The organism is Cytobacillus eiseniae, assembly GCF_017874625.1.
Taxonomy (GTDB): Bacteria; Bacillota; Bacilli; order Bacillales; family Cytobacillaceae; genus Cytobacillus; species Cytobacillus eiseniae.
The window spans coordinates 167,607-190,504 of record NZ_JAGIKZ010000003.1; the positions used below are offsets into that span (position 1 = coordinate 167,607).

27 protein-coding genes are annotated in these 22,898 nt (G+C 38.2%); 11 read left to right on the forward strand and 16 right to left on the reverse strand.

What is annotated here, in order from left to right:
• The first annotated feature begins 160 nt into the window (after positions 1–160).
• Positions 161–868, forward strand: coding sequence for a 3D domain-containing protein (locus J2Z40_RS04995; RefSeq protein WP_066397298.1), 708 nt, complete (start codon positions 161–163; stop codon positions 866–868).
• 74 nt (positions 869–942) lie between these two features.
• Here J2Z40_RS04995 and J2Z40_RS05000 read toward each other — a convergent pair whose 3' ends face one another.
• On the reverse strand, positions 943–1,419 hold the full coding sequence (locus J2Z40_RS05000) for a divergent PAP2 family protein (RefSeq protein ID WP_066397296.1): 477 nt from the start codon (positions 1,417–1,419) through the stop codon (positions 943–945).
• Between the two features lie 236 nt (positions 1,420–1,655).
• On the opposite strand from J2Z40_RS05000, the gene J2Z40_RS05005 reads away from it, so the two are divergent.
• Positions 1,656–3,164, forward strand: coding sequence for a leucyl aminopeptidase (locus J2Z40_RS05005; protein ID WP_066397294.1), 1,509 nt, complete (start codon positions 1,656–1,658; stop codon positions 3,162–3,164).
• A gap of 409 nt (positions 3,165–3,573) precedes the next feature.
• Positions 3,574–4,887 (forward strand): Na+/H+ antiporter family protein, encoded by a 1,314-nt coding sequence (locus J2Z40_RS05010; RefSeq protein WP_066397292.1) that lies wholly within the window; start codon positions 3,574–3,576, stop codon positions 4,885–4,887.
• 79 nt (positions 4,888–4,966) lie between these two features.
• Here J2Z40_RS05010 and J2Z40_RS05015 read toward each other — a convergent pair whose 3' ends face one another.
• The 4 genes from J2Z40_RS05015 to J2Z40_RS05030 all read right to left on the reverse strand — a co-directional run bounded on the left by J2Z40_RS05015 (position 4,967) and on the right by J2Z40_RS05030 (position 8,193).
• Positions 4,967–5,488, reverse strand: coding sequence for a MerR family transcriptional regulator (locus tag J2Z40_RS05015; protein ID WP_066397290.1), 522 nt, complete (start codon positions 5,486–5,488; stop codon positions 4,967–4,969).
• Between the two features lie 531 nt (positions 5,489–6,019).
• On the reverse strand, positions 6,020–7,036 hold the full coding sequence (locus J2Z40_RS05020; RefSeq protein WP_066397288.1) for an alpha/beta fold hydrolase: 1,017 nt from the start codon (positions 7,034–7,036) through the stop codon (positions 6,020–6,022).
• A 1-nt stretch (position 7,037) separates the two neighbouring features.
• Positions 7,038–7,397 carry a hypothetical protein gene (locus tag J2Z40_RS05025; RefSeq protein ID WP_066397285.1) on the reverse strand — a complete coding sequence of 120 codons (360 nt, stop codon included), beginning with the start codon at positions 7,395–7,397 and terminating at the stop codon, positions 7,038–7,040.
• 22 nt (positions 7,398–7,419) lie between these two features.
• Positions 7,420–8,193, reverse strand: a complete 774-nt coding sequence (locus J2Z40_RS05030) for an SDR family oxidoreductase (RefSeq protein ID WP_066397283.1) — start codon at positions 8,191–8,193, stop codon at positions 7,420–7,422.
• A 213-nt stretch (positions 8,194–8,406) separates the two neighbouring features.
• On the opposite strand from J2Z40_RS05030, the gene ald reads away from it, so the two are divergent.
• Both ald and J2Z40_RS05040 read left to right on the forward strand, forming a co-directional pair.
• Positions 8,407–9,537, forward strand: a complete 1,131-nt coding sequence (gene ald, locus J2Z40_RS05035; protein ID WP_066397281.1) for an alanine dehydrogenase — start codon at positions 8,407–8,409, stop codon at positions 9,535–9,537.
• Between the two features lie 248 nt (positions 9,538–9,785).
• Complete coding sequence (locus tag J2Z40_RS05040; RefSeq protein ID WP_066397279.1) at positions 9,786–10,007, forward strand: hypothetical protein; 222 nt, start codon at positions 9,786–9,788, stop codon at positions 10,005–10,007.
• A 111-nt stretch (positions 10,008–10,118) separates the two neighbouring features.
• Here the strand turns inward: J2Z40_RS05040 and J2Z40_RS05045 are convergent, their stop codons facing one another.
• Complete coding sequence (locus J2Z40_RS05045) at positions 10,119–10,586, reverse strand: GNAT family N-acetyltransferase (protein WP_083953954.1); 468 nt, start codon at positions 10,584–10,586, stop codon at positions 10,119–10,121.
• A gap of 127 nt (positions 10,587–10,713) precedes the next feature.
• On the opposite strand from J2Z40_RS05045, the gene J2Z40_RS05050 reads away from it, so the two are divergent.
• Positions 10,714–11,097, forward strand: coding sequence for a hotdog fold thioesterase (locus J2Z40_RS05050; RefSeq protein ID WP_066399489.1), 384 nt, complete (start codon positions 10,714–10,716; stop codon positions 11,095–11,097).
• Between the two features lie 37 nt (positions 11,098–11,134).
• On the opposite strand, the gene mnhG is transcribed toward J2Z40_RS05050, so the two are convergent.
• Genes mnhG through J2Z40_RS05085 form a run of 7 tightly spaced genes read right to left on the reverse strand, consistent with a single transcriptional unit; the run spans position 11,135 to position 16,855 of the window.
• A complete protein-coding gene (mnhG, locus tag J2Z40_RS05055) occupies positions 11,135–11,485 on the reverse strand; it encodes a monovalent cation/H(+) antiporter subunit G (protein WP_066397277.1) in 351 nt (116 codons plus the stop codon).
• Positions 11,469–11,753 (reverse strand): Na(+)/H(+) antiporter subunit F1, encoded by a 285-nt coding sequence (locus J2Z40_RS05060; RefSeq protein WP_066397275.1) that lies wholly within the window; start codon positions 11,751–11,753, stop codon positions 11,469–11,471. The genes mnhG and J2Z40_RS05060 overlap by 17 nt, the downstream gene beginning before the upstream one ends.
• The gene (locus tag J2Z40_RS05065) at positions 11,753–12,229 is read right to left on the reverse strand and encodes a Na+/H+ antiporter subunit E (RefSeq protein WP_066397273.1); all 477 of its coding nucleotides are present in this window, start codon (positions 12,227–12,229) and stop codon (positions 11,753–11,755) included. The genes J2Z40_RS05060 and J2Z40_RS05065 overlap by 1 nt, the downstream gene beginning before the upstream one ends.
• Positions 12,230–12,231: 2 nt before the next feature.
• Entirely contained in the window at positions 12,232–13,716 is a 1,485-nt protein-coding gene (locus tag J2Z40_RS05070) for a Na+/H+ antiporter subunit D (protein ID WP_066397267.1), read from the reverse strand.
• Positions 13,709–14,050 (reverse strand): Na(+)/H(+) antiporter subunit C, encoded by a 342-nt coding sequence (locus tag J2Z40_RS05075; protein ID WP_066397266.1) that lies wholly within the window; start codon positions 14,048–14,050, stop codon positions 13,709–13,711. Before J2Z40_RS05075 ends, J2Z40_RS05070 begins: the two co-directional genes overlap by 8 nt.
• Positions 14,050–14,472: a Na(+)/H(+) antiporter subunit B gene (locus tag J2Z40_RS05080; RefSeq protein WP_066397265.1), complete on the reverse strand. Its 423-nt coding sequence runs from the start codon at positions 14,470–14,472 to the stop codon at positions 14,050–14,052. The genes J2Z40_RS05075 and J2Z40_RS05080 overlap by 1 nt, the downstream gene beginning before the upstream one ends.
• Complete coding sequence (locus J2Z40_RS05085; protein WP_066397262.1) at positions 14,459–16,855, reverse strand: Na+/H+ antiporter subunit A; 2,397 nt, start codon at positions 16,853–16,855, stop codon at positions 14,459–14,461. The genes J2Z40_RS05080 and J2Z40_RS05085 overlap by 14 nt, the downstream gene beginning before the upstream one ends.
• A gap of 282 nt (positions 16,856–17,137) precedes the next feature.
• Between J2Z40_RS05085 and J2Z40_RS05090 the strand changes: the two genes are divergently transcribed.
• Complete coding sequence (locus J2Z40_RS05090) at positions 17,138–17,398, forward strand: hypothetical protein (protein ID WP_245349986.1); 261 nt, start codon at positions 17,138–17,140, stop codon at positions 17,396–17,398.
• A 140-nt stretch (positions 17,399–17,538) separates the two neighbouring features.
• Here J2Z40_RS05090 and J2Z40_RS05095 read toward each other — a convergent pair whose 3' ends face one another.
• A complete protein-coding gene (locus J2Z40_RS05095; protein ID WP_066397254.1) occupies positions 17,539–18,555 on the reverse strand; it encodes a DUF1646 family protein in 1,017 nt (338 codons plus the stop codon).
• Positions 18,556–18,978: 423 nt separating this feature from the next.
• Between J2Z40_RS05095 and kapD the strand changes: the two genes are divergently transcribed.
• Positions 18,979–19,599, forward strand: coding sequence for a 3'-5' exonuclease KapD (gene kapD, locus J2Z40_RS05100; RefSeq protein ID WP_066397252.1), 621 nt, complete (start codon positions 18,979–18,981; stop codon positions 19,597–19,599).
• Between the two features lie 38 nt (positions 19,600–19,637).
• Here the strand turns inward: kapD and kapB are convergent, their stop codons facing one another.
• Positions 19,638–20,018, reverse strand: coding sequence for a kinase-associated lipoprotein KapB (gene kapB / locus J2Z40_RS05105; RefSeq protein ID WP_066397250.1), 381 nt, complete (start codon positions 20,016–20,018; stop codon positions 19,638–19,640).
• A 147-nt stretch (positions 20,019–20,165) separates the two neighbouring features.
• On the opposite strand from kapB, the gene J2Z40_RS05110 reads away from it, so the two are divergent.
• Positions 20,166–20,363, forward strand: coding sequence for a hypothetical protein (locus tag J2Z40_RS05110; protein ID WP_066397248.1), 198 nt, complete (start codon positions 20,166–20,168; stop codon positions 20,361–20,363).
• A 320-nt stretch (positions 20,364–20,683) separates the two neighbouring features.
• Positions 20,684–21,238 (forward strand): superoxide dismutase family protein, encoded by a 555-nt coding sequence (locus tag J2Z40_RS05115; RefSeq protein ID WP_066397246.1) that lies wholly within the window; start codon positions 20,684–20,686, stop codon positions 21,236–21,238.
• A gap of 117 nt (positions 21,239–21,355) precedes the next feature.
• Here the strand turns inward: J2Z40_RS05115 and J2Z40_RS05120 are convergent, their stop codons facing one another.
• Positions 21,356–22,525: a MalY/PatB family protein gene (locus tag J2Z40_RS05120; protein WP_066397244.1), complete on the reverse strand. Its 1,170-nt coding sequence runs from the start codon at positions 22,523–22,525 to the stop codon at positions 21,356–21,358.
• Between the two features lie 80 nt (positions 22,526–22,605).
• Here J2Z40_RS05120 and J2Z40_RS05125 point away from each other — a divergent pair, with 80 nt between their 5' ends.
• On the forward strand, positions 22,606–22,866 hold the full coding sequence (locus tag J2Z40_RS05125) for a DUF1871 family protein (RefSeq protein WP_066397243.1): 261 nt from the start codon (positions 22,606–22,608) through the stop codon (positions 22,864–22,866).
• Positions 22,867–22,898: the final 32 nt, after the last annotated feature.

Below are 22,898 nucleotides of genomic sequence, written 5' to 3' on the forward strand. Positions count from 1 at the left end.
GCAGGGTCTTTTTATATGTATTTTTTAAAAATTCTTTAAATAGTGCTGAACTGTTGGAAATAAAGGGTTTTTGGCTGATTTTATCTTTCTTTTTATTTCTCTCATGAATATTTCTTTGAAAGTTGGGAAATGAATATTCTTGGGAGGAGTGAAATAATATATGAGTAGAATAAAAAGCTGGACAAGGCGAATAATCATGTTAACTTTATTTATTGCTGCAATTTTAACGACCTTTCAATCAATTTCTGGTGTAGAGGCAAGAACACTAGTCCCTTATTTTGTGAATGATGTAGCAGGAGCGGATGAACATACAGAACAAAAGCATACATTTAAGAAGGTAGGAGTTGCTTTTAAATTTCTTAAAAGGCTAGTTAGCGGTGATTTGCAAATATCTTCAAGCAAAGCTGTTTCTGGAGAGCCCCCAACATTGGAGGAAGCCATTGATTGGACGAAGTATCCAGCAAAGAAAGTAGTCGCAACAGGTTATACAGCCTATTATGAATCAACAGGTAAACATCCTAACCACCCTGGATTTGGCATTACATATTCTGGTGTAAAGGTGAAAAGAGATTTATATTCGACTGTCGCAGCAGACTTGAATGTATTTCCTATTGGCACCATCTTATTTATTCCCGGTTATGGGTATGGCGTTGTAGCGGATAAAGGTGGGGCAATTAAAGGGAATAAGGTGGATCTATATTATGAGACGGTTGAAGATGTATACAATAAATGGGGGAAAAAGACACTTGATGTGTACATCGTTGAAATAGGGGATGGATCACTGACAGAAGAAGATCTTCATACATTGAATGAAAATGAATCGATGCAAGTATTTCGTCAGCAATATACAAAGTCAGAAGAAAAATAGATGATAGGAAAACAGGCAATTTCTTTATGAGAAATTGCCTGTTTCTTTTATGAAGTAGTATAAATTGTTCTTAACTAGTGTAAAAAGTAATGAAGTACAAGTGTTAAAAGAACACCTGTTAATCCACCGAAGAAGACTTCAATTGGCTTATGGCCAAGCAATTCCTTTAATTCCCTGCGTTTTTCTTGTTCAGGCTTTTTCTGCCAATGCTTTGCTTCCTCAACAAATCGATTAAATTCTGATACTAACTGATTGAGGACAATCGCTTGTTCGCCAGCCTGTCTGCGCACGCCAGTCGCATCAAACATCGTAATAATTGCAAAAATAGCGGATACGGCAAAAATAGGTGAATTTAGACCAGTTTCCAATGCAACACCTGTTGATAGAGCGGTGACAGCGGCTGAATGGGAGCTTGGCATGCCTCCTGTACTTGTAATGAGTGACCAATCAAGTTTCCGAGAGGCAATAAAGTAAATGGGCACTTTAACAAATTGGGCAAAGAAGATGGCAAATAATGCCGACCATAGGGGGAAATTCATAAATAATTCCATTCAGAAACCACCTTTATTATAGATCGCAATACACCCGTGGTGGAGCAAATTGCGTAAATGACTTATTCATAATAAGTGCTGAAAAAGACCTATTGTTAAGATGATAATCAACATTTTGTGAGAGTGCAATTGTTTTTATAAAAAAAATCATGATTCATGCTGATGAAAATGATTGGATAGTCGAAATAGTGAACAATTTCAGATATAATGAAAACAATATTAACGGGGGTGAAGCGATGTTTACAGTAAAAAGTGAAATGAATTATGCGACTGAACATGAATGTCTTGTAATTGGCTTATTTGATAAGCCGAATAAATTTGAAGGTGTTCTTGCAGATTTGGATAAGCAGTTTGAAGGACAATTGACAGAGCTTGTGAAAAGTGGAGATATCTCTGCTAAGAAAAAGGCAGTCTCAAAAGTACATACATTTAGTCGAATTGGTGCAAAAAGATTATTGGTTGTTGGTCTTGGCCGTGAAAAGGATTACAGCTTTGAAGGGTTGCGTGAAGCATTAGGAAAAACTTTCAAAGTAGCGATTGCTGCAAAGTTAACGGAAGCAGGGATCTTTCTTGATTCATTCCTTCAAGAAGATATGGATGCACTTGATGTGGCACATGCGATTAGTGAAGCATTTACTTTATCTACCTATCGATTTGATGGCTATAAGCAAAAGAGAAATGAGCCGATCAAAGCAATTGAAAGCATGACTGTATATAGTAGTGCTGAGGATGGAGAAGAAATTAAAGCATCATTAACAGTTGGCTATACACACGGAAAAGGAACAAACGCAGCTCGTACACTTGTGAATCTGCCAGGAAACATGCTGACAGCTACAGATATGGCTAATTATGCGAAGGAACTAGCCGCAAAATATGATTTTGAAGTGGAAGTTCTTGAAAAAGAGGACATGCTCAAGCTTGGCATGGGTGCTTTGCTTGCAGTCAACCAAGGGTCAACTGAACCTCCCAAAATGATTGTGCTGAAATATCAAGGCAAAGATGAATGGAAAGATGTCATTGGTCTAGTAGGTAAAGGAATTACCTTTGATACTGGCGGCTATTCGATTAAAACAAAAGACGGCCTTGTTGGCATGAAATCAGATATGGGCGGAGCAGCAGCTGTTCTAGGGGCAATGGAGGTGATCGGTGAATTAAGACCTGAACAAAATGTCGTTGCTGTTATTCCATCAACTGATAATATGATTAGTGGAAATGCATTTAAACCAGATGATGTCATTACGTCAATGAGCGGCAAAACAATTGAAGTATTGAATACAGATGCAGAGGGTCGTCTTGTGCTCGCGGATGCAGTTACATATGCAAAGCATCATGGCGCGAACTACTTAGTGGATGTTGCCACATTAACTGGCGGTGTAATCGTTGCACTTGGCATGGAAACAACAGGGGCATTAACGAATAATGAAGCGCTTTGGGAACAAGTCCTTGAGGCATCTTATGAGGCTGGTGAACCAATCTGGCGTCTTCCATTATTTGAAAAAGACAAACAACGAGTGAGAAACAGCAAAATTGCTGATTTAAATAATTCTCCAGGACGCGAAGGCCATGCAATTATGGGTGGGGCCTTTGTTGGTGAATTTGCCGAAGATACTCCTTGGGTACACTTGGATATCGCAGGGACATCTACTACACGCAAGGAACACGACCTTGGCCCTTCAGGTGCAACAGGTGTAATGGTTCGTACACTTGCCCTCCTTGTTGAAAGATTTGAACTAGAATCGAAATAATAGAGAAGCTCCAGACATGTTCTGGAGCTTTTTTACTGTCTATCGTACTATAAAATCGCACGTTGTGTATAACATTATGAGTAGTTTTAGTCTACGACCAGCTCCAGCGCCTATCGCCTATCAAGCTTCAGTACTGCTCCGCAACGATTGCGTCAACATCGTTTCGCTCACGCTCACCGTGTTTCCTTTATCGAAAGGGGCAGTTATCCAGTTTGTACGGCGAGGCCTTAGGCGCCTGCGCTATTGTTCTGTACAAAAATAGGAGTGCTAGCAATCTAAATCCTCTTAAGATATTTTTTTACTAAAAATGAATTGACAGAGGAATGTAATTTATGATAGTTTTATATTCATATTTTAGTTCTCTACCAATTTAGCGAGATAAAGGAAAAGGAAAGAGAGGATATCCATCATGAATGCAGTTTTATTAGCAGTTCTCATTATGCTTATATTAAGTCTTCTTCGTGTTAATGTTGTCATTTCATTGATTGTTGGTGCGATGGTAGGCGGCTTAACTGGCGGATTAGGGATGAATCGAACAATCGAGGTTTTTTCTAATGGGCTGGGAGGCAGTGCGGAAGTGGCATTAAGTTACGCTTTATTAGGTGGATTTGCCATTGCTATTTCCAAAACTGGGCTACCTAATTTACTTGTTGAATGGATTCTAAATAAGGTTGCAAAAAATGGAGAATCGAAGGGGAAGACACTCTCTAAAGCACTAATTATCCTATTTATTCTAATTATGGCTTGTTTCTCACAAAATCTGATTCCCATTCATATCGCATTTATTCCCATTCTCATTCCACCGCTGCTTATCGTCATGAATGAGCTCGAAATGGACAGGCGATTGATTGCTTCCGTTCTCACATTTGGCTTAACTGCTCCATATATTTTACTTCCAGTTGGCTTCGGTAAAATATTCCACGGGATTCTAGCAGATAATATGACAAGTAGTGGATTAGTTGTTGATGCGAGTGATATTCCAAGGGCTATGCTGATTCCAACAGCTGGGCTTGTCGTTGGGTTAGCTATTGCGATTTTTATTTCTTATCGAAAAAAGAGAAGCTATCAGCGAAATGAGCGTATTGAAATGGAAAAGGGTCAATACACGAAAGTTGGTGTACTCTTTGCATTCATTGCCATTGTAGCTGCACTTATCGTTCAAATTAAGCTGGATTCAATGATTTTTGGTGCAATAGCAGGGATCTTCGTTATTTATGCAAGTGGCACTGTAAAATGGAAAGAAGCAGATCAGCTTTTGACAGATGGGATGAAAATGATGGCATTCATCGGGTTCGTAATGCTGGCAGCTTTCGGTTTCTCAGATGTATTAAAGGAAACAGGTGATGTAGAAGCACTTGTGGAGCAAGCGGCATTAATTATTGGTGGAAATAAAGCACTTGCCGCATTCCTTATGCTTGTTGTTGGCCTTTTAGTTACGATGGGAATTGGTTCTTCCTTTTCAACGATTCCAATCATTGCAACGATATTTGTTCCACTATGCCTTGAGCTTGGCTTTAGCCCACTTGCAACCATTTCACTTGTAGGAACGGCAGCCGCACTTGGCGATGCAGGTTCTCCAGCTTCTGATAGTACGTTAGGGCCAACAGCAGGTCTCAATGTGGACGGCCAGCATAATCATATTTGGGATACATGTGTCCCAACATTTATACATTACAATATTCCACTCATCCTATTTGGATGGCTGGCCGCAATGATTTTATAAATAGATGAGCAGCTACTTTTCATAGGAGCTGCTTTTTTTTAGTAGGGTTCGAGAAGTACTTCAGTATGTGTAGAAATGCTTAAAAACTGAATAAGGAAGCAATGAGATTTTTTCTTTTCATTTTCTTTTTTGGTGTTTCTTGATCAATAAAATGTAAGTTCTCTGTAGGGATGTTTTGATTCAATCCTTTCTGTCCCTCTTCTAGTTGGTTTATATGGGCGTGTAAGTTTTTGATTTCTTGTTGAATCTCTTCAATTTCCCTCCGATGCTGTAAAAGCTGATAGGATACAACGTCATCAGCCTTCTGATTTAATCTTAGTTCAATATGATTTATTTTTTCCATTAGTCTGGCTGTGAGCTGATCATTCGCAGCTATCTTTGCTGCTCCTTTGCGGATTTTTCTCTTTTCTACCGTTACATCCTGTAGCAGGACCCCTGTGTTTAGTTGTTCTTTTACTTCTTTAAGCAATTGGATATCCTCATCTGTAAATGAATAATGTCCAAGCTCATTCCGTTCCATATGGAGCTCCAGCAGCTTCACCCAACGTTGGATTGTGCTTGATGAAACGCCTAGTAACTTGGCTACTGCACTTGTATTCATCCTGAATCCTCCTTAATTAAAAGCTAAGAGTGTATAACACCCTTAGCTAGCTTATTTAATGATTGGATTCTCCCTGGAATTAAGGATTCCTTCCTGTCTGACAAAAGAAGTTTTGATTCGGCAAAGAAAGTGAATTTCCAACAAAGTTCTGAGTGTATAGCTAATTCAGTCAGTGCTTGTCGGGTCAGAACAGTCGCCTCCGCTTTTCTATTGTCTAGCTCCGGCTCCTTGCCCCTCGAGGTCACAAGCCAATCTGGCTAGAAGGTTAAAGGGCAACCTTCTATCCAGCTCGTCTTGTGCTTGTCGGGTCAAAACAGTCGCCTCCGCTTTTCTTATTCAAAATGGAAGAAGTCTTTAAATACGATGGTTGCAAATCCGAGATAACTATGAATAGTGATATTTGTTGTAATGGGCATCATTGGATTGTATAAGTAAAACATCCCGATTCTCTCCTTTCTCAAAAAAAATGCTTTCCCCATCTGATCCATGTAATTTCAGTAGGGGAAAGAAAAGTCAACCATTATCGTCATTCTATAAAATCGGATTGGAGCGGATGGAAAGCCAATTAGTAAGATAGCTAGGAGCCTTGCCGTCTTTTGCTAGGCTGCCATGCCCACCTTTAAGCATATGGAAGGTTTTATCAATGCTTGAAACATGATCGGTTATAGGAAGGATTTGTTCCTTAGGGACTAGACGATCATAGGTAGCACCTACAGCTAGTAAATTGGCATGAATATTATCCAGTTTTGCTTGTTTGTTTCCAATGATTAATTGCCCTTTGATTAGTTTATTATCTTTTCCGAGGTCATTCATCATTTGCTTCAAGGTTGCCGCAGGGAATGGAATATGGCTCTTCGCCCAATGGTTGTAGCGTCGCCATTTCAAGTTTTTTTCCTCATCGTCTGCATGACTTAATAATGATAAATAATGAGAATAGTAAATGGGAGCAGATACTAGACGAATTCCGCTCTTCATCGAGCGAGCGGGTATGAGGCCCCATGCATCAAGTAATGGTTCAAGATGGATTTCACCTTCCCGGAGGAGATCGATTCCATTCTCCAATACAGAGAATGTAGAAAAGTCAACAGGTGCAACGGAAAGGATGAGATTCTTTATTGGCTCTTCTGCAATGGATGCGTAGATAGCTGCAAAGGTGCCCCCCATACAAAAGCCAAGGAGTGAGATTTCCTCTGCTTTAGAATGGAGCAAAGCTCTTTGTACCCCTTTTTTTATATAACGTAGGATATAATCATCCATCGTTAGATCTTTGTCTTCATAGCTTGGAATTCCAAAGTCTAGAAGGTATACATCATAGCCACTATTGGTTAATGCTTCAATTAGGCTATATTTTGGACCGAGATCAAGAATAAATGGCTGATTAATGAGTGAATAAATCATAAAGATCGGGATATTGTATTTCTTTTCCTTTGGAGGATAATGCCATAAGGTTGCCTTGTTTTTCTTCCATACTGGATTACGAGGTGTCATTCCAACCATAGGATCCTCGGTAGTAGTAATTGCCTTTAGAAAGCCAGTCCATTTATTCATTTTAATTTTCTCCAGTTCTATATGAAGAGGCCGTTATTGTGTCTTTTAAATCATCAATCGAATGATTTAAATGGATGACTCGTTCTTCTAATAAATCAAGTTTTTCTTCTGCCTGGATAAATCGTTTCGTTGTATTAGTGACATCGTTTTTTGTTGGGAAATTGAAGGGAATGGATAGGGATTCAACTGTTTGCTGTAGTCTCTTAATTGTGGAAGCGAAAATTTGTGATTGGTTATTTACAGATCTCAGGACTCTAGGTTGATTCATCAATCCTAAAATCGATTCATTTAATTCGTATTCTACTTTCGTACCTAAATTTTTAACTACATTCAGAATTCCTTCTGTGTGATTTGTCATCATATTGTACACTCTCCTTTCTAAATTAAATCGATGAAATTAATCCACCATCAATAATGAGTACTTGTCCTGTCATATAGTCAGATGCTCTTGAGGCAAGGAATAGGGCTGCGCCTTTTAGGTCGTCATCCGTTCCAAAGCGGCCAGCAGGAATTCTACTCAAGATGATCTGATTCGTGCGCTCGAAGGCTGTTGTTATTTTACTAGGAAAGAAGCCAGGAGCGATTGCATTTACTTGTATATGGTGTGCAGCAAGCTTAATTGCAAGATCTTTTGTTAATGAATTAACAGCACCTTTGCTAGTGTTATAGGCAATGGCGTCTAAAAATGCTGGATTTGTGCCTTTTATACCTGTTACTGAAGAAATATTAATGATCTTTCCGCTGCCTTGCTTTGCCATGATTTTTCCAGCAGCCTGTGAAAATAAGAACATGCCTTTTAGATTTACGTTCATTACCTTATCCCATTTATCTTCTGGCAAGTCCAATGTAGGAGCAATCCAAGAGGTTCCACTATTATTGATAAGGATATCGATTGTGCCAAATTGCTGAACAGTTTTATCAATGACTTGTTGAATATCCTCTTGATTCGTTACATCACATCGTATGGCCATTGCCTTTACCCCATTTTCGTTTAGCTGCTTACAAAAAGTTTCGCATGCTTCAAGATTTCTAGAGCACACGACAATATTTGCTCCTGCTTCAGCAAGTGCGATGGCCATTTGCGCACCGAGGCCTTTGCCTCCCCCAGTTATGATCGCTGTTTTGTTTTTTAAGCTAAATAGTTCCTTTATATCCAATGATTATCCCCCCTTGTGATCATAAATAACTTCTGTATATTATAGACAAGCTCTAAGGAAAGGGTGCAAAAAATGAATCGTTTGCCTGTAAGGATTGTCAATCTATTTTGCTATTTTTTATAAAGGGGAAATTAAGTTGATTATTTCAAATCTACTTATTATACTTAAGTTAGTTTTTGATATAAAAATGGTGAGTAGGAAAGGGGAATAGCAATGATTATCGGAGTACCTAAGGAAATAAAAAACAATGAGAATCGTGTGGCAGCAACACCTGCTAGTGTCTATACTTTAGTAAAAGCTGGTCATCAGGTTTTAGTTGAAACAAATGCAGGTCTTGGAAGCGGTTTCACAAATGAAGACTATAAAGAAGTGGGAGCAGAAATTGTTACTTCTGCAAAAGATGCATGGGCAGCAGAAATGGTTATGAAGGTGAAAGAGCCATTAGCATCTGAATATACATATTTCCGAGAAGGGCTAATATTATTTACATACCTACACTTAGCTGCTGAGCCAGAATTAGCGAAGGCACTAATCGAGAAAGGCGTTATCGCGATTGCTTATGAAACAGTTGAAGTCAACCGCACATTGCCTTTATTAACACCTATGAGTGAAGTTGCGGGACGTATGGCAACTCAAATTGGTGCACAGTTCCTACAAAAAACAAATGGTGGAAAAGGCATTCTGCTTGCTGGTGTTCCTGGCGTTTCTCGCGGAAAAGTAACGATTGTTGGCGGTGGAGTAGTCGGAATTAATGCAGCAAAAATGGCTATTGGATTAGGTGCTCAAGTGACAATTATTGACTTAAGCCCTGAGCGTCTTCGCCAGCTTGATGATATATTTGGAAATAGCATTCAAACATTAATGTCGAATCCATTTAATATTGCTGAAGCGGTAAAAGATAGTGATCTTGTTGTTGGGGCAGTGCTTATTCCTGGAGCAAAGGCACCAAAGCTTGTATCTGAAGAAATGGTTAAGACGATGTCCCCAGGATCAGTTGTTATTGATGTTGCAGTTGACCAAGGTGGTATTTTTGAAACGGTTGATCATATTACTACACATGATAATCCAACATATGAAAAGCATGGAGTTGTACACTATGCTGTTGCAAACATGCCTGGTGCAGTGCCAAGAACATCAACGATTGCTTTAACAAATGTAACAATCCCTTATGCATTACAAATTGCAAACAAAGGGGTTAAGCGTGCAATTGATGAAAACCCTGCATTAAAGCTTGGTGTGAATGTAGTGAACGGAAGCATTACATATGAAGCAGTAGCAAGAGATCTTGGTTACGACTATGTAACAGTCGAACTAGCATTTGATAATGCAGCTGCATTAAATTAAGTTAAATTTTCACCCCTTTGACATTGATCAAAGGGGTTTTTTATTATGAATTTTATCGTTAGAAATTATTTAGCTCTAGTGCCTTCGGTGTTGTATTTCTCCTCCACAAGATTAGGAGAAGCCTGTCTTCTACATAAGAATAGATTCGTCCGTAAATAACCTCTTAACGCAAAGGACAAACGCCCACTCCATATTCGTTAAATTTGCATATGAAATAGTGTAGGCATAAAAATTAGGAGGTTACCCGTATGTACAATATGAGAAGGAGTCCATATCCAGGGGATTCACGATTCTTTTTTGCTGGTCCTTTAGTCGGTGGGTTATTTGGGGGCTTAATAGGTGGCTTTGCTGGTGCGGCAATTGCAAGACCCCGTCCATTTTACGGACCACCAAGACCGTTCTATGGACCAGGGCCATTCTACGGACCATTCCCGCCATATGGCTATGGTTTTGGATACCCTGTTTTTTAAGAACTATGTAGTGAAAAAAATGGATCATGAAGCTTAATAAATACAATTCGATGAGTAAGCTATAACGACTCGGTTAAGCGGGTCGTTTCTTTCTTATTGCTATTTCTAAAATTAAGAGGGGAAATATTCCAGAGGCTCTGTACTATGTACATATCCATTTCTCTGATAATATGGAACGCTATCCTCGCTTGGCCAAACAATAATAAATTCATACTTCTCTTCTTTTGCCCACTCATTAATTGTTGCGAGCAACTTACTTCCGATTCCCTTATTCCTGTATGGTTTAACGGTATATACATTTGTCATATAAGCAAATGGATAGGTCGTTCTCCCAGGACGTGGAACCTTTTGAATTAATTCGATATAGATATTAGCTATTATTTCTCCATTCTTCTCTGCAACCCATATAAACCATTGCCCATTATTCATTGCATTCAATAAAAAGGATTGGCATTCCTTTTCAAAAGCAGCAAATGAAGTTTTCTCGATTTTTCCAGATTTATCATACTCGATTGTAAAATCCCATCTCATTTGAATTAATTGTTTTATATCTTTTTCTTTTGCAAGTCGGATATCCAACGATATAGCTCCTCTCAATCGATAAGTACGTTCGTTTTGTATTTTTAACACTTTTCTCTTCAAATTATAAAGAATATTCTGTTATAGTTAAAGGAAATACAATAGAAAAGGGGATTTATGCTTGAACATGAATATTGAAAATACGCTTATCCAAGCACTGGGGATTGAAATTATTACGCTTGAGAAGGGAAAGGTTGTTGCAACAATGCCTGTTGATGAACGGACAAGGCAGCCCTTTGGCTTGCTTCATGGAGGGGCATCTGTTGCATTAGCAGAAACGGTCGCTAGTATCGGTGCATTTGAGCTAGTTGATCAAGCGACTGAAGTCGTAGTAGGCTTAGAAATTAATGCGAATCATATAAGGGCGAAGAAAGATGGAGTGGTGACTGCAATAGGTACAGTGCTTCATCAAGGAAGAACAACGATGGTATGGGATATTAAGCTTGTTGATGAACAAGATAAGCTGATTTGTGTGTCAAGATGTACGATGGCGGTAATTAAGAGGAAATAAAGAAAAGGACTGATCCATCGTGATCAGTCCTTTCTGTTTATTTCTGCTTGCTTTTCTTTCTCTTCAAGTCATCCTGTACACTATTGCTCCAAAGCTTGACACCTGAGTTGTATGCTGCACGACTAATCAAGTGACCAGCTACTGGTGAGGTAACAAAGATAAAGACAATACCGAGAATGACACGAGAGTTAAAATGGCCTTCTTCCACATAAAAATAGAGGAAGGTACCGAGTAAAACAGATAGGACACCTAATGTTGCAGCTTTTGATGCGGCATGATTCCTTGTATATACGTCAGGTAGACGAAGGACGCCGAATGCAGCAACAAGGCTGAGGAATCCGCCAATAAGGATGAATAGGACGATAAGAATTCTAATAATCTCGATCACGTTCAAGAACAACCCCTTTTTCCAAATATTTGGAGAAGGCTACTGTCCCAATGAAAGAAAGAATCCCTATGAGCAAAATAACCTCTAGAAACGCACTCGTATTTAAGAAAATGGCTGTAAGCGCTACAATAGCTACAAGATTAATTCCAATCGCATCTAACGCAACAATTCGATCAGGGACTGAAGGCCCTTTAAGCACTCGATATAATAAACCGAGAATGGCGACCGACATGCATAGGATAGCAATCTTAACTGCTAATAGAATCATTATCGGCTCACCTCCATGATCGCTTTTTCGAATGTATTTTTAATGGAATCTATCGCTTCCTGTGCATCATCCATATCAATGGTATGGATATAAAGAATTTTATTATCATCTGATAAATCTACGACAAGTGTTCCTGGTGTTAATGTAATCAAGTTGGCAAGAATGGTAATCTCCCAATCCTTTTCTAACACAGTTGGCAGTGCAAAGATGCCGGGTTTAATATCGAGCTTTGGCTTTAATACAAGCTTTAGAACGCTTAAATTTGATAGAATCAACTCTTTTATAAAAAGGAGCAAGAGAGAAATGATCGCAATGACTCTCCCAAGATAAAATCGTGTGCCGAAAAATCTTCTAAATGAAAAGAGAATGAGCATCCCTAGTAAATACCCTTTTATAAAAGCAACTGGCTCGTATGACAGTGTGAAAAACATCCATAAAAAACCGAGAAACACATTTAATAAGATTTGAAATGCCATACTCACCACTCCTTTAAGACTGCATCGATATAAATACTTGGATTAGCAAGTGTTTCTGCAGCCTGTAAGATATAAGGGAAGATAAATTCGGAACCAGCTCCATATAAGACGGATATCGTTACAAGAATAATGGGTGCAATTAATAGCTTTCTAACGGGTACTTTGCTTTCGCCAGCGAAATTTTGTGGAGTTCCCCAAAATCCATTAATAAAGATTTTCATCACTGAAAAGAGCACAAGAAGGCTTGAGCCTAAGATGATGGCTCCACCCCAATAATGTTCAGATTCGAATCCTCCCTTAACAATAAGGACTTTCCCCACAAATCCGCTAAATGGAGGAATTCCCGCAAGAACGAGTGCAGCGATAAAGAACGTCCACCCAAGTCCAGGATAGCGTTTGATCAATCCGCTAAACTTTCGCAAATGACTAGTTCCTGTAATGGCAATGATAATGCCAATTAATAAGAACAATCCTGATTTAATAATCATATCGTGGATCAAGTAGAAGATTGAACCAGCTAGGGAATCAGGTGTCATTACTGATACTCCAAAAAGGATAACCCCAATAGCAACAATAATATTGTAAATAATAATTTTTTTAATATCAGAGAAAGCAATTGCACCAACCACCCCAACGATAATGGTAATAATCGAAAGAATCATTAGAAGCTGGTGTGTGTATCCTGTATCATGGATGAAAAACAATGTGTATGTCCTCATAATGGCATATACTCCGACCTTTGTCAGCAATGCGCCGAATAAAGCCATCACTGGTGCTGGTGGAGCATAGTACGAACCAGGTAGCCAGAAGTATAACGGGAAAATACCGCCTTTCAATCCAAAAATGATTAGAAACAGGACAGCAATAACAGTAATAATTCCAGATTGGCCAAGTTCACTTAACCGTACTGAAATATGGGCCATATTCAATGTGCCAACAACTGAATATAAATAAGCAACGGCAATAACAAATAAGGCAGATGAAATGACATTGACTAATATATACTTAATTGTTTCACGCAATTGAATTTTCGTCCCACCAAGCACAAGCAATACATAGGAGGACATAAGTAATACTTCAAAGAATACAAACAGGTTGAAAATATCACCTGTTGAGAATGCGCCAATCACCCCTACAATCATGAAATTCAATGCAGGATAATAAAAATACTTCTCCCGCTCGATTCCAATGGATTTGAAGGAATAAATTACACATGCAAAAGCAATGATGGTTGTTGTTAGTACAAGTAAAGCAGAAAGCATATCTGATACAAGTGTAATTCCGAAAGGTGCTTCCCAGCTTGAAAGATTTAATGTTTGGATTCCATTATTTCTTACTTTCTGTACAAGTAGAAACGCAACAGCCACATTTATAAAGGCCGAAATTCCAGCCACCCACCGCTGTAAGACAACGTTTTTTGAACAGAAGATTAAAAGGATGGCTGTAAGAAATGGGATCAGCAACGGCAATATCAAAAAGTTAATCATTTCCTTCATTTCCTCTCAATCTTTCAGTATTATCCGTGCCAAGTTCTTTAAATGCCCGGTAGGCTAGTACTAAGAAGAAAGCTGTGACACCAAAGCTAATAACAATTGCAGTCAATATTAAGGCTTGTGGAATAGGGTCTGTGTATGCACTTGCTTCTTCACCAAGGAGCGGGACCGTCCCTCTCTTCAAGCCACCCATTGTCAATATTAGAAGATGAGCACCATGACTTAATAACCCTGTTCCAATAATGATCCTCAATAAACTTTTTGAAAGCATTAAATAAGTGGCTGACATGAATAATACACCGATCACAATAGCCATTACGATTTCCATTATTCATCCACCCCAATCGTTTGAATAATGGTCATTGTTACACCAACAACAACTAAGAAAACCCCAAGATCAAATAATGTAGCCGTATGAAGGGCAGTCTCACCTAATATGGGAATATTTACATCTCCGAAAGCATGAGTAAGGAATGGCACATTAAATAATAAAGATCCTGCTGCTGTGCCACCTGCAAACAGTAAGCCTGTTGCTGCCATATAAATATAATTAAATGGCAATATTTGTTTCACTGTCTTCATATCAAAGGCCAAAGTGAGCAAAATTATGGCCCCTGATGTAAGCAATCCACCGACAAAGCCGCCTCCCGGTGTATAATGACCTGCAAAAAAGATATAAACGGAGAAAAGAATAATGATGAACAAGACGACTTTTGTTGTTGTTTGTAGGATGAGATCATTTGTTTTCATTTTTCTTTCCTCCCCCCATCCGCAATTTTATCATTGCAAAAATTCCTAATGCAGCGATCGTGAGAACGGTAATTTCAAACAATGTATCAAATCCACGGAAATCAACAAGAATGACGTTGACCATGTTTTTACCAGCTGCTTCTGTGTATGTGTTTTCAATATAATATTCAGCAATGGAATCGAATAATTTATTGCTGTGTGCAGAAAGAGCAATTAATGTCACCATTGCACCAACACCAATAGAAATGATCGCATTTGTCAGTTTGAATGACATTCTCTCTTTGTTCAATTCCTTCGGCAGGTGATAGAAGCACAAAAGGAATAACGCAACAGAAATCGTTTCAATGACAAGCTGCGTTAGCGCTAGATCCGGAGCCCGGAAAAGTACATAGAACAATGAAACCGTGTAACCAACTGAACCAAGCAGGATAATCGCTGTCATTCTTGATTTGACAAATAAAATGCTAATGGAGCCAATCATGATCGCTAAGGCGAGCAAGATTTCATAAAAGCCAATCGATGAAACATTGCTTGTATCCAATTTGAACGCATTTTTTACAGCAAGTGTTGTTCCAAGAATCACAATGAAAAAGGCAAAAATATAGACGAGATAAGAACGGATCGATCCATTCATATATGTTTTTGTTATTTTGTTAGCAGCCTTTTGTGTAAATGCTAAGCCGCCATCATACAAACGATTTAATGTTAATTTCGTTGGGAAAAGATCATATACTTTTCTCCATTTTGGCAAGGTAAGGAAAAGTAAAATACCTAGGGCAATTACACCAATTGTCATGAATAATTCAGGCGTTGGCCCATGCCAAAAGCTAATATGAACATCAATCGTATTATTTGGCAGAATAGACTCTAAAGCAGGTGAAATAATCGTATTCGATAGAATATTTGGGAAGAACCCAATAATAATTACAAGTGAAGCTAGAATAATGGGTGAAATTAACATCCCAATTGGTGCTTCATGTGGCTTCTTCTCTAATTGTTCTGGTTTGTATTTGCCAGTAAACGTTTTGAAAACAAGGATCATGCTATATAGGAATGTGAATACACTTGCGATCCAGGCAATGACAGGGAAGAGCATTCCCCATGTTTCAAAGTTGAAAATATTTAATTCTAATACACGAACCATTCCCGTAAAGAACATTTCCTTACTTAGGAATCCATTAAATGGCGGCAAACCAGCCATTGAGAATGTGCCGATGATCGCCAAAGTAAAGGTAATCGGCATGAAATTCATTAAACCGCCGAGCTTTCGAATATCCCTTGTCCCTGTTTCATGATCGACAATTCCGGCAACCATGAAGAGACTTCCTTTAAATGTGGCATGGTTAAATAAGTGGAAGACAGCTGCTGTTGTTGCTGCCCCGAAAAAACTACTTTCAATGTCATCATAGTGAAGTGCGGCAGCTCCGAGTCCTAAGAGCGACATAATCATCCCAAGCTGACTAATCGTTGAAAAGGCAAGAATAGCCTTTAAGTCTGTCTGCTTCACTGCATTAAATGAGCCCCAGAATAAAGTGACTATCCCAAAACCAGCAATAAGCCAAACCCATAATCCTTCACTTGCAAAAACGGGTGTCATTCGAGCAACTAAATAAATCCCAGCCTTAACCATTGTAGCGGAGTGCAAGTATGCGCTAACAGGTGTAGGCGCTTCCATCGCATCTGGAAGCCAGATGTGAAAAGGAAATTGTGCTGACTTTGTAAAAGCACCTAATAAAATACAGATGAGTGCTGGAATGAATAATGGGTCAACGGAAATAGCCGCTGCCTGTTCAATGATTTCTGAAATATTGAACGTACCAGTCATAATATAGAGAAGGATAATCCCACCAAGCATAGATAATCCGCCTAATACGGTAATCAGCATTGATTTCTGTGCACCATACCGTGATTTCTCTCGATCATACCAATACCCAATTAATAAAAAGGATGAGAAGCTTGTAAATTCCCAGAATGTATACAATACGATTAAGTTATCTGATAAGACAACGCCAAGCATTGCACCCATGAAAAGTAATAAATATACATAAAATGTATTTAACTTTTCTTTATCCTTGGATAGATAGTAGATCGAATATAATACGACTAATGAACCGATGCCTGTTATTAACAAGGCAAATAATAGGCCTAACCCATCTACTTTGGCGATGAAATCAACACCAAGAGCAGGGATCCATGGGACAGATTCAGTTATTATCTCCTGATTAGAAGTCGAGGAGATAAAAGAAATAAAATAACTGAACAATAGGATTGGCAATGGCAAGACAAACCAACCCGTATGTACTTGCCTAAAGAGCTTGTACAAAATTGGTATGATAATGGCAAATAAAAATGGTGAAATTATTGCCAAATGAAGCAGTGACAAATCATGACCCCCCTTAATTTCATGTACGGAAGAAGCCTCCCCTAAGTATAATCTATACATTATGCTTATCCGTATTAATACTCCACAGTAAATTATAACCTAAAATAATGGTCTGTGCATGTACTGCATATTTATAGCTAAAGGATTTGCACCTGCTTATTAAATATGTAGAAATAGGTCAAATTATCGAGAAAAAATTTTATCGAAAATAAAATTATACCTTCGAGGCGGAATTGTATAAATGATGAATAAAATTCACACACTAATCTTAGGAGGTGTGTGATGAAAAAGAAAATTACTGCATCCATCTTCATTTTTACATTCTTATTTTCTAGTGCTTGGATAATCGATCAAAAAGGAAAGCGTGAATTCTTTATTCCTGGAGTAGAAGAAGTGGCTGAAATAATCCCGCTAAATGTAAATATGCAAACACTACAAAATGTTTCGGAAATGGATAGCTTAGAAAGTATGGACAATTTTAAAAGCAAGCGTGTTAAAGTATTTGGGGCAAGGGAATATGTTAGAATTCAATCGAATCGATAAAAAGAGGACGAACGGTTAGAGGCTTCCGTTAACTATCGCAAACATTAAAAATGCAAAATGACCTTCAAATTGTATGGAAATTTGAAGGTCTATTTTTGTTGATATAAGGGATTTTAATCATTATTTTAGGAGGATTTTTTTCACCCGAAACTGATAATTACTAAAAAATAGATAATCATTGTAATGAATCCAACAGGCAGTCCAAATTTTGCCCATTCTCTACTAGATATTTTGAGTTTTCCAGCGGCAATGATATTCGGAATATTACCTGGAATAAGCATGCCACCACTAATAATAAGACCGAGCAAAATTGCTTGAATGGTTGGTGCATCCATCATTGGACTGACTTCAGCTGCAGCAAGTGTTGCATTATCCAATACGGCAGAAATCATATTAATCCAATATAAGCTAAGCGGGCTTAGTTCTAACAAGTATTTCTCAATAAATGGTTCAAAACCTGCACCGAGTAAAGTTAGTCCCATAATGAAAATATATATTTTCAGTGAACGAGTAATAATTTCCTTGTAGCTTTCCTTCTGTAATCCAGTATTCAGATTGTTATTCACTTGTTTTGGACTAACTAAAATGGCAGCTAAAATACCAAAAATAATCACAGCTGGGATGATCTCCGTGCCAATTAGGCTAATTAAATAAAAGAAATCCTCATCCAATTTACTTATCGTAATCGTTGCTAGTGGTTCGCCTATAGGTGTTAATGCTGCACCAAGACCGATAGAGAAACAGGCCAATACAACGAGGCGAATTTCAGCTTTCCGATTAAGACGCAAGACACTAACAACAACAACAAGCAAAATTGCAGCAATAATTGCTGTAATTATACTGGAGATAAGTCCAAGTATTATGACAACGAGTGCTGAAAATAATCGAAAAGGAACAGCTCTGCTCATTCCTAGAATGCCCTTTTCAATCGAATGCTGACACCATCTAACAAGAAATCCTGCAAGGAGTACAGCTAATGTAATATGAATTGGATCCGTTAGTGCCTTTATCATTAAATCATCATCCATGGCATGGCTAATCGTTGCAGCAGCAATACCCATTAGAAATAAAAAGGCTTCTAAATTATGCTCGACATTTTTAATCATGAATGGCAGAAAGAATACAAGAGCTAAAATAATCGACAAACCAATAATCATGTAGAAATCTGTCCTTTGCTATTTTTTATGTACTGGAGATCAGTGTAATCGCGCTAGACTCACAAGGGACATATGAGCAGCATGTACAGCATTCAATAATAAATAGAAGTGCCTATCAAATTTCAGTACTTCTCTTAAGAGAATGCATCAAGCATGTCCTATATTCTTTGTCGAAAGGGGCAGTTCATCCAGTTTGTACGCGATCATTCATGCGTTCTGAGTATTTTTTGTATACCTATTTTAATAGTATTAAAGAATAATGGTTTTATTCATAATTTCATTAGACAACTTTGTCATTCATTATTGTGGTATGTAAGGAAGGAAATTTGTTTAATTAGAAAATTACACAGAAAAGTTAGAAATTTTCATGTTATAATAAACAAAATATTGTACGCTAAATCTGTACAGAAGGTAGGTGATAAAATGGAGGACGAGCGCCGCTATCTATTCATTGATTTTGAATTTACAATGCCTGATAAGGGTAGGGGGTTCAAAGGATTTTATCCTGAGATTATTGAGGTTGGGGTCGTTGCTGTTATAAATGATCGCATAATTGATCAATATTCTTCTTATATTTCACCGATACGCTTTCCGAAACTGTCCGAACGCTGTAAATCATTTCTACATATAACTCAGGAACAGGTGGATCAAGGAATTTCCTTTCTCGAACTCGTCAAAAAGTTGAAGGAGCTAAGTGATAATCAATCTTGTACGATTATTACATGGGGAAATATGGATATGAGGGTATTGCGTACTAATTGTCAAAAAGCGGACTTGGTGTTTCCGTTTAGTGGAAAGGAAGTAGATCTCTCTATGGAATACAAGCGCTTCTTTGGTGATCAGAATCAGACAGGTTTATGGAAGGCTGTACAGGAGTATGGGAAAGAAGGAACAGGCAAACATCATCGAGCTTTGGATGATGCAATGACGACATATAATATTTTTAGATTAGTAGAAAAAGATAAACGATACTTAGAGAAGCATGAGCCAACAACAATTGGTGATCGCATAGATTTTTCCAAGCTGTTGAATAAATTCGCATAAAAGCCAAATCGCTAGCAGACGATTTGGCTTTTATACGATTACTTAAAATAATCCTTTTCCAGTGAAGCAATATTTTTTAAGCTTTGTTCAGCCCAAGGAGAAGAAATTCCTTCAAGCTCCTGCTTCATATTTTTCAACGCTAGTTTCAAAGAATCCGTATAGTCAGGAATGTCCTCTTCGAAGTGCTTAACCATTTTCAATGGAACATTCGTTTGTTCACGATATGCTAATGCTTTGCGTTCATGGAAAAACAGGGCATCCCCATCCTTTGGACTATGTAAATCTCCTTGCATCGGATGCTTAACAACAGCCAAAACTCTCACTAAATAATGCTGAGGGCGAATGTCTGTCACTTCACCAATATATGTCCCTGATTTATAATGCGCTCTTACCTTATCTCCAACTTTAATCTCTTCCATGAATTCTCCTCCTACCTATGATTGCACTTGTTTCTTATTATGACGTATTTTTTGTTAAAAACAAATAAAAGGCGGATGAGTTGGCTGATAAGATTGATGCTGGTATAATAAGCTATTAACTATTGTTTAATTGAAAGGTCGGATTACATGTTAGAATGGACTGTACTTTCTTTGTTTTTATACTTTCCTGAAGATAAGACTGAATATATCCCAGCTGGCATTGCATTAGCTATTTTTGCCCTAGCTGCTTTTTTTACCTTTAAATTTTTCATTAAAATTTCTAAAAAAGAAGAAGCAAAGGCAAAGGAATTAGAAAAGAGCTTAAAAAAAGGAGAGAACAGTTAATAGGCAGGCAGTTTCTTTGGATAAAAGCGGAATTTAATTCATTGGACTCTTCTCTGAGACATCTCGGTAAGAATTAAAGCACCTGATGTCTCATAGGCCCCCTCAATGAGATATCTTCAATAAACTTACAGCAAATTTCCCCATAAAACATTCCCATTTTTGAACAAGCAACTTAAGTATATTTATCATTGCCTCCTTGAACGCTATCCCGATTTTTTATGTCAAAGTCATATGATCATAAACCGAGAACTCTTATTTGTTTACCATCTGTAAATCTTGGAGAAACTATGGACAAATCGTTTGATGGAGGATTTAAGATCATGAAAAAGGCTTGGCTATTGATTCCGATTTTTTTACTAGCAGGATGCGCGGAAGAAAATATAAGGAATGTGGATGTTGAGATGTTTAATGCAGTGGGTGATTCGTTAGGGAAGGTGAAATTGGAGGAACAGGCAGCTGGAATAAAAGTAAGTATGGATTTAAAGGGGCTGCCACCGGGGGAGCATGCGATCCATTTTCATGAAAAGGGTGCGTGTGAACCGCCAGACTTTCAATCAGCGGGCAATCATTTTAATCCGGATGATAAGGAGCATGGGTTGCTTCATCCAGAAGGTGCACATGCAGGGGATTTGCCGAATTTGATTGTAGAAGATGATGGCAAGGTAGATGCGGAGTTTATGGCCCCACAGGTGACATTAAAAGAAAATAAAAACTCTTTGTTTACGAAAGAGGGAACATCGATTATTATTCATGAAGCAATGGATGACGGTATGACACAGCCAGCAGGTAATTCAGGTGCACGCATTGCCTGTGGTTCCATTTCTAAGGATAAAGATGAAAAGGGACAAAAGAAGGCACAGGATGATCAGAAATAATTCATACTTGTTTCAATGATTCGCTTTGGATGCATCCACAGCCAACAAATAAAAAATAAGGCCGACTAGTGCCGTTTTCCTGTTATTATAGGAAGATGGAAACCTAGTCGGCTATTTTTATTCGAATGCTTGTCTAAGTCTTGCTAATCCTTCTAGGACAGTGTCCTTTGGACAGCCGATATTCATGCGGACAAAGCCTTCTCCACCCGGTCCGTATTTTGGTCCAGGCTCAAGTGCTACTTTTCCTTTCTTTAATAGACGATCTTTGATCTCTTCATCACTGAATTGAAGGTTGCGGCAATCTAACCATATTAAATAGCCAGCTTCAGGCTCAATAACAGAAATGCCTGGTATCGATTCATGAATGTATGATTTTACGGTTTCGATATTTTCTTGGATATAGGCAAGAAATTCCTCTAGCCAAGTTTCTCCGTATCGATAGGCGGCCTCCATACCAATGATGCCAAAGGTCGATAAGGAGAAAAATCCTTGCTTCGCTTGTACACTTTCGAAAGCTTGTCGGAGCTTTTTATTCGGAATAATAACAGATGAAGCTTGTAATCCTGCTAGGTTAAAGGTTTTTGTTGGTGCGATACAAGTAATCGTAATGTCTCTATACTTCTCGTCTAAGGAGGCAATTGGTGTATGTTCATGAGGCTTTAAAATTAAATCTGAATGAATTTCATCTGATAAAATAAGGCAGTTATATTGTGCGCAAAGCTCTCCGATTTTTTCTAATTCCTCTTTTGTCCATACTCTTCCACTAGGGTTATGAGGATTGCATAAAAGAAATAGCTGGACACCTTTTTGTAATTGACGCTCAAATGCTTCAAAATCAATTTCATATCGATCATTCTTTAAGTGTAGTGGGGCGTTCATGACTTTTCTGTCATTCTTTTCAATCATTTCAAAAAATGGGGTGTAGACAGGTGATTGCAGCATCACTGTATCGCCTGGTGAAGTGAAAGCTTCAATTGCAATCGCGATAGATGGAACGACGCCAGGACTGTAAAGCACCCATGATTCATCGATTTCCCACTTGTTTCTTTGTTTCATCCATTGCTTGACAGTGTTGGTTGTGGAAGAGGAGATATAAGTATACCCGTAGATGCCGTGTTCAAGTCTAGCTTGAAGCGCTTCCGTTACCTCTGTTGGCGGCAGAAAATCCATATCAGCAACCCACATTGGCAGTACATCACTCACTCCGAAGATTTTCTTTGTTAATCCCCACTTAACAGAGGAAGTATGTTCCCGATTAATCCTTTGATCAAAATCATACCTTTTCATAGAGAGCCCACCTTTTCAATTCAATTCTCACCTTCTATAATAAAGGATGGAAACAAAAAGTAAAAATAAAAGGTGATTACATGCAAATCCAAGAAATGAATCGTCAGCTTATAAGTGTTTTAGATGAATGGGACCCGTTCCAAATAGGGGCTGGCCAATACGAAACAGAAATTGCCGATGTAATACAAGCTGTTCATGATACAGAGGATAAAAATATGCTTGGTAGAAAAATTCAAGCCATTTATGAATTTTCCTTCGAGCAGATGATCCCATTGGAAAATTGTAAGAATACGGCAGTTAAGCTACTAACAATTAAAAATAGCGGATCTTGCCGATTATAGAAACAGTCACCAGATGCTGGTGATTTTTCTAT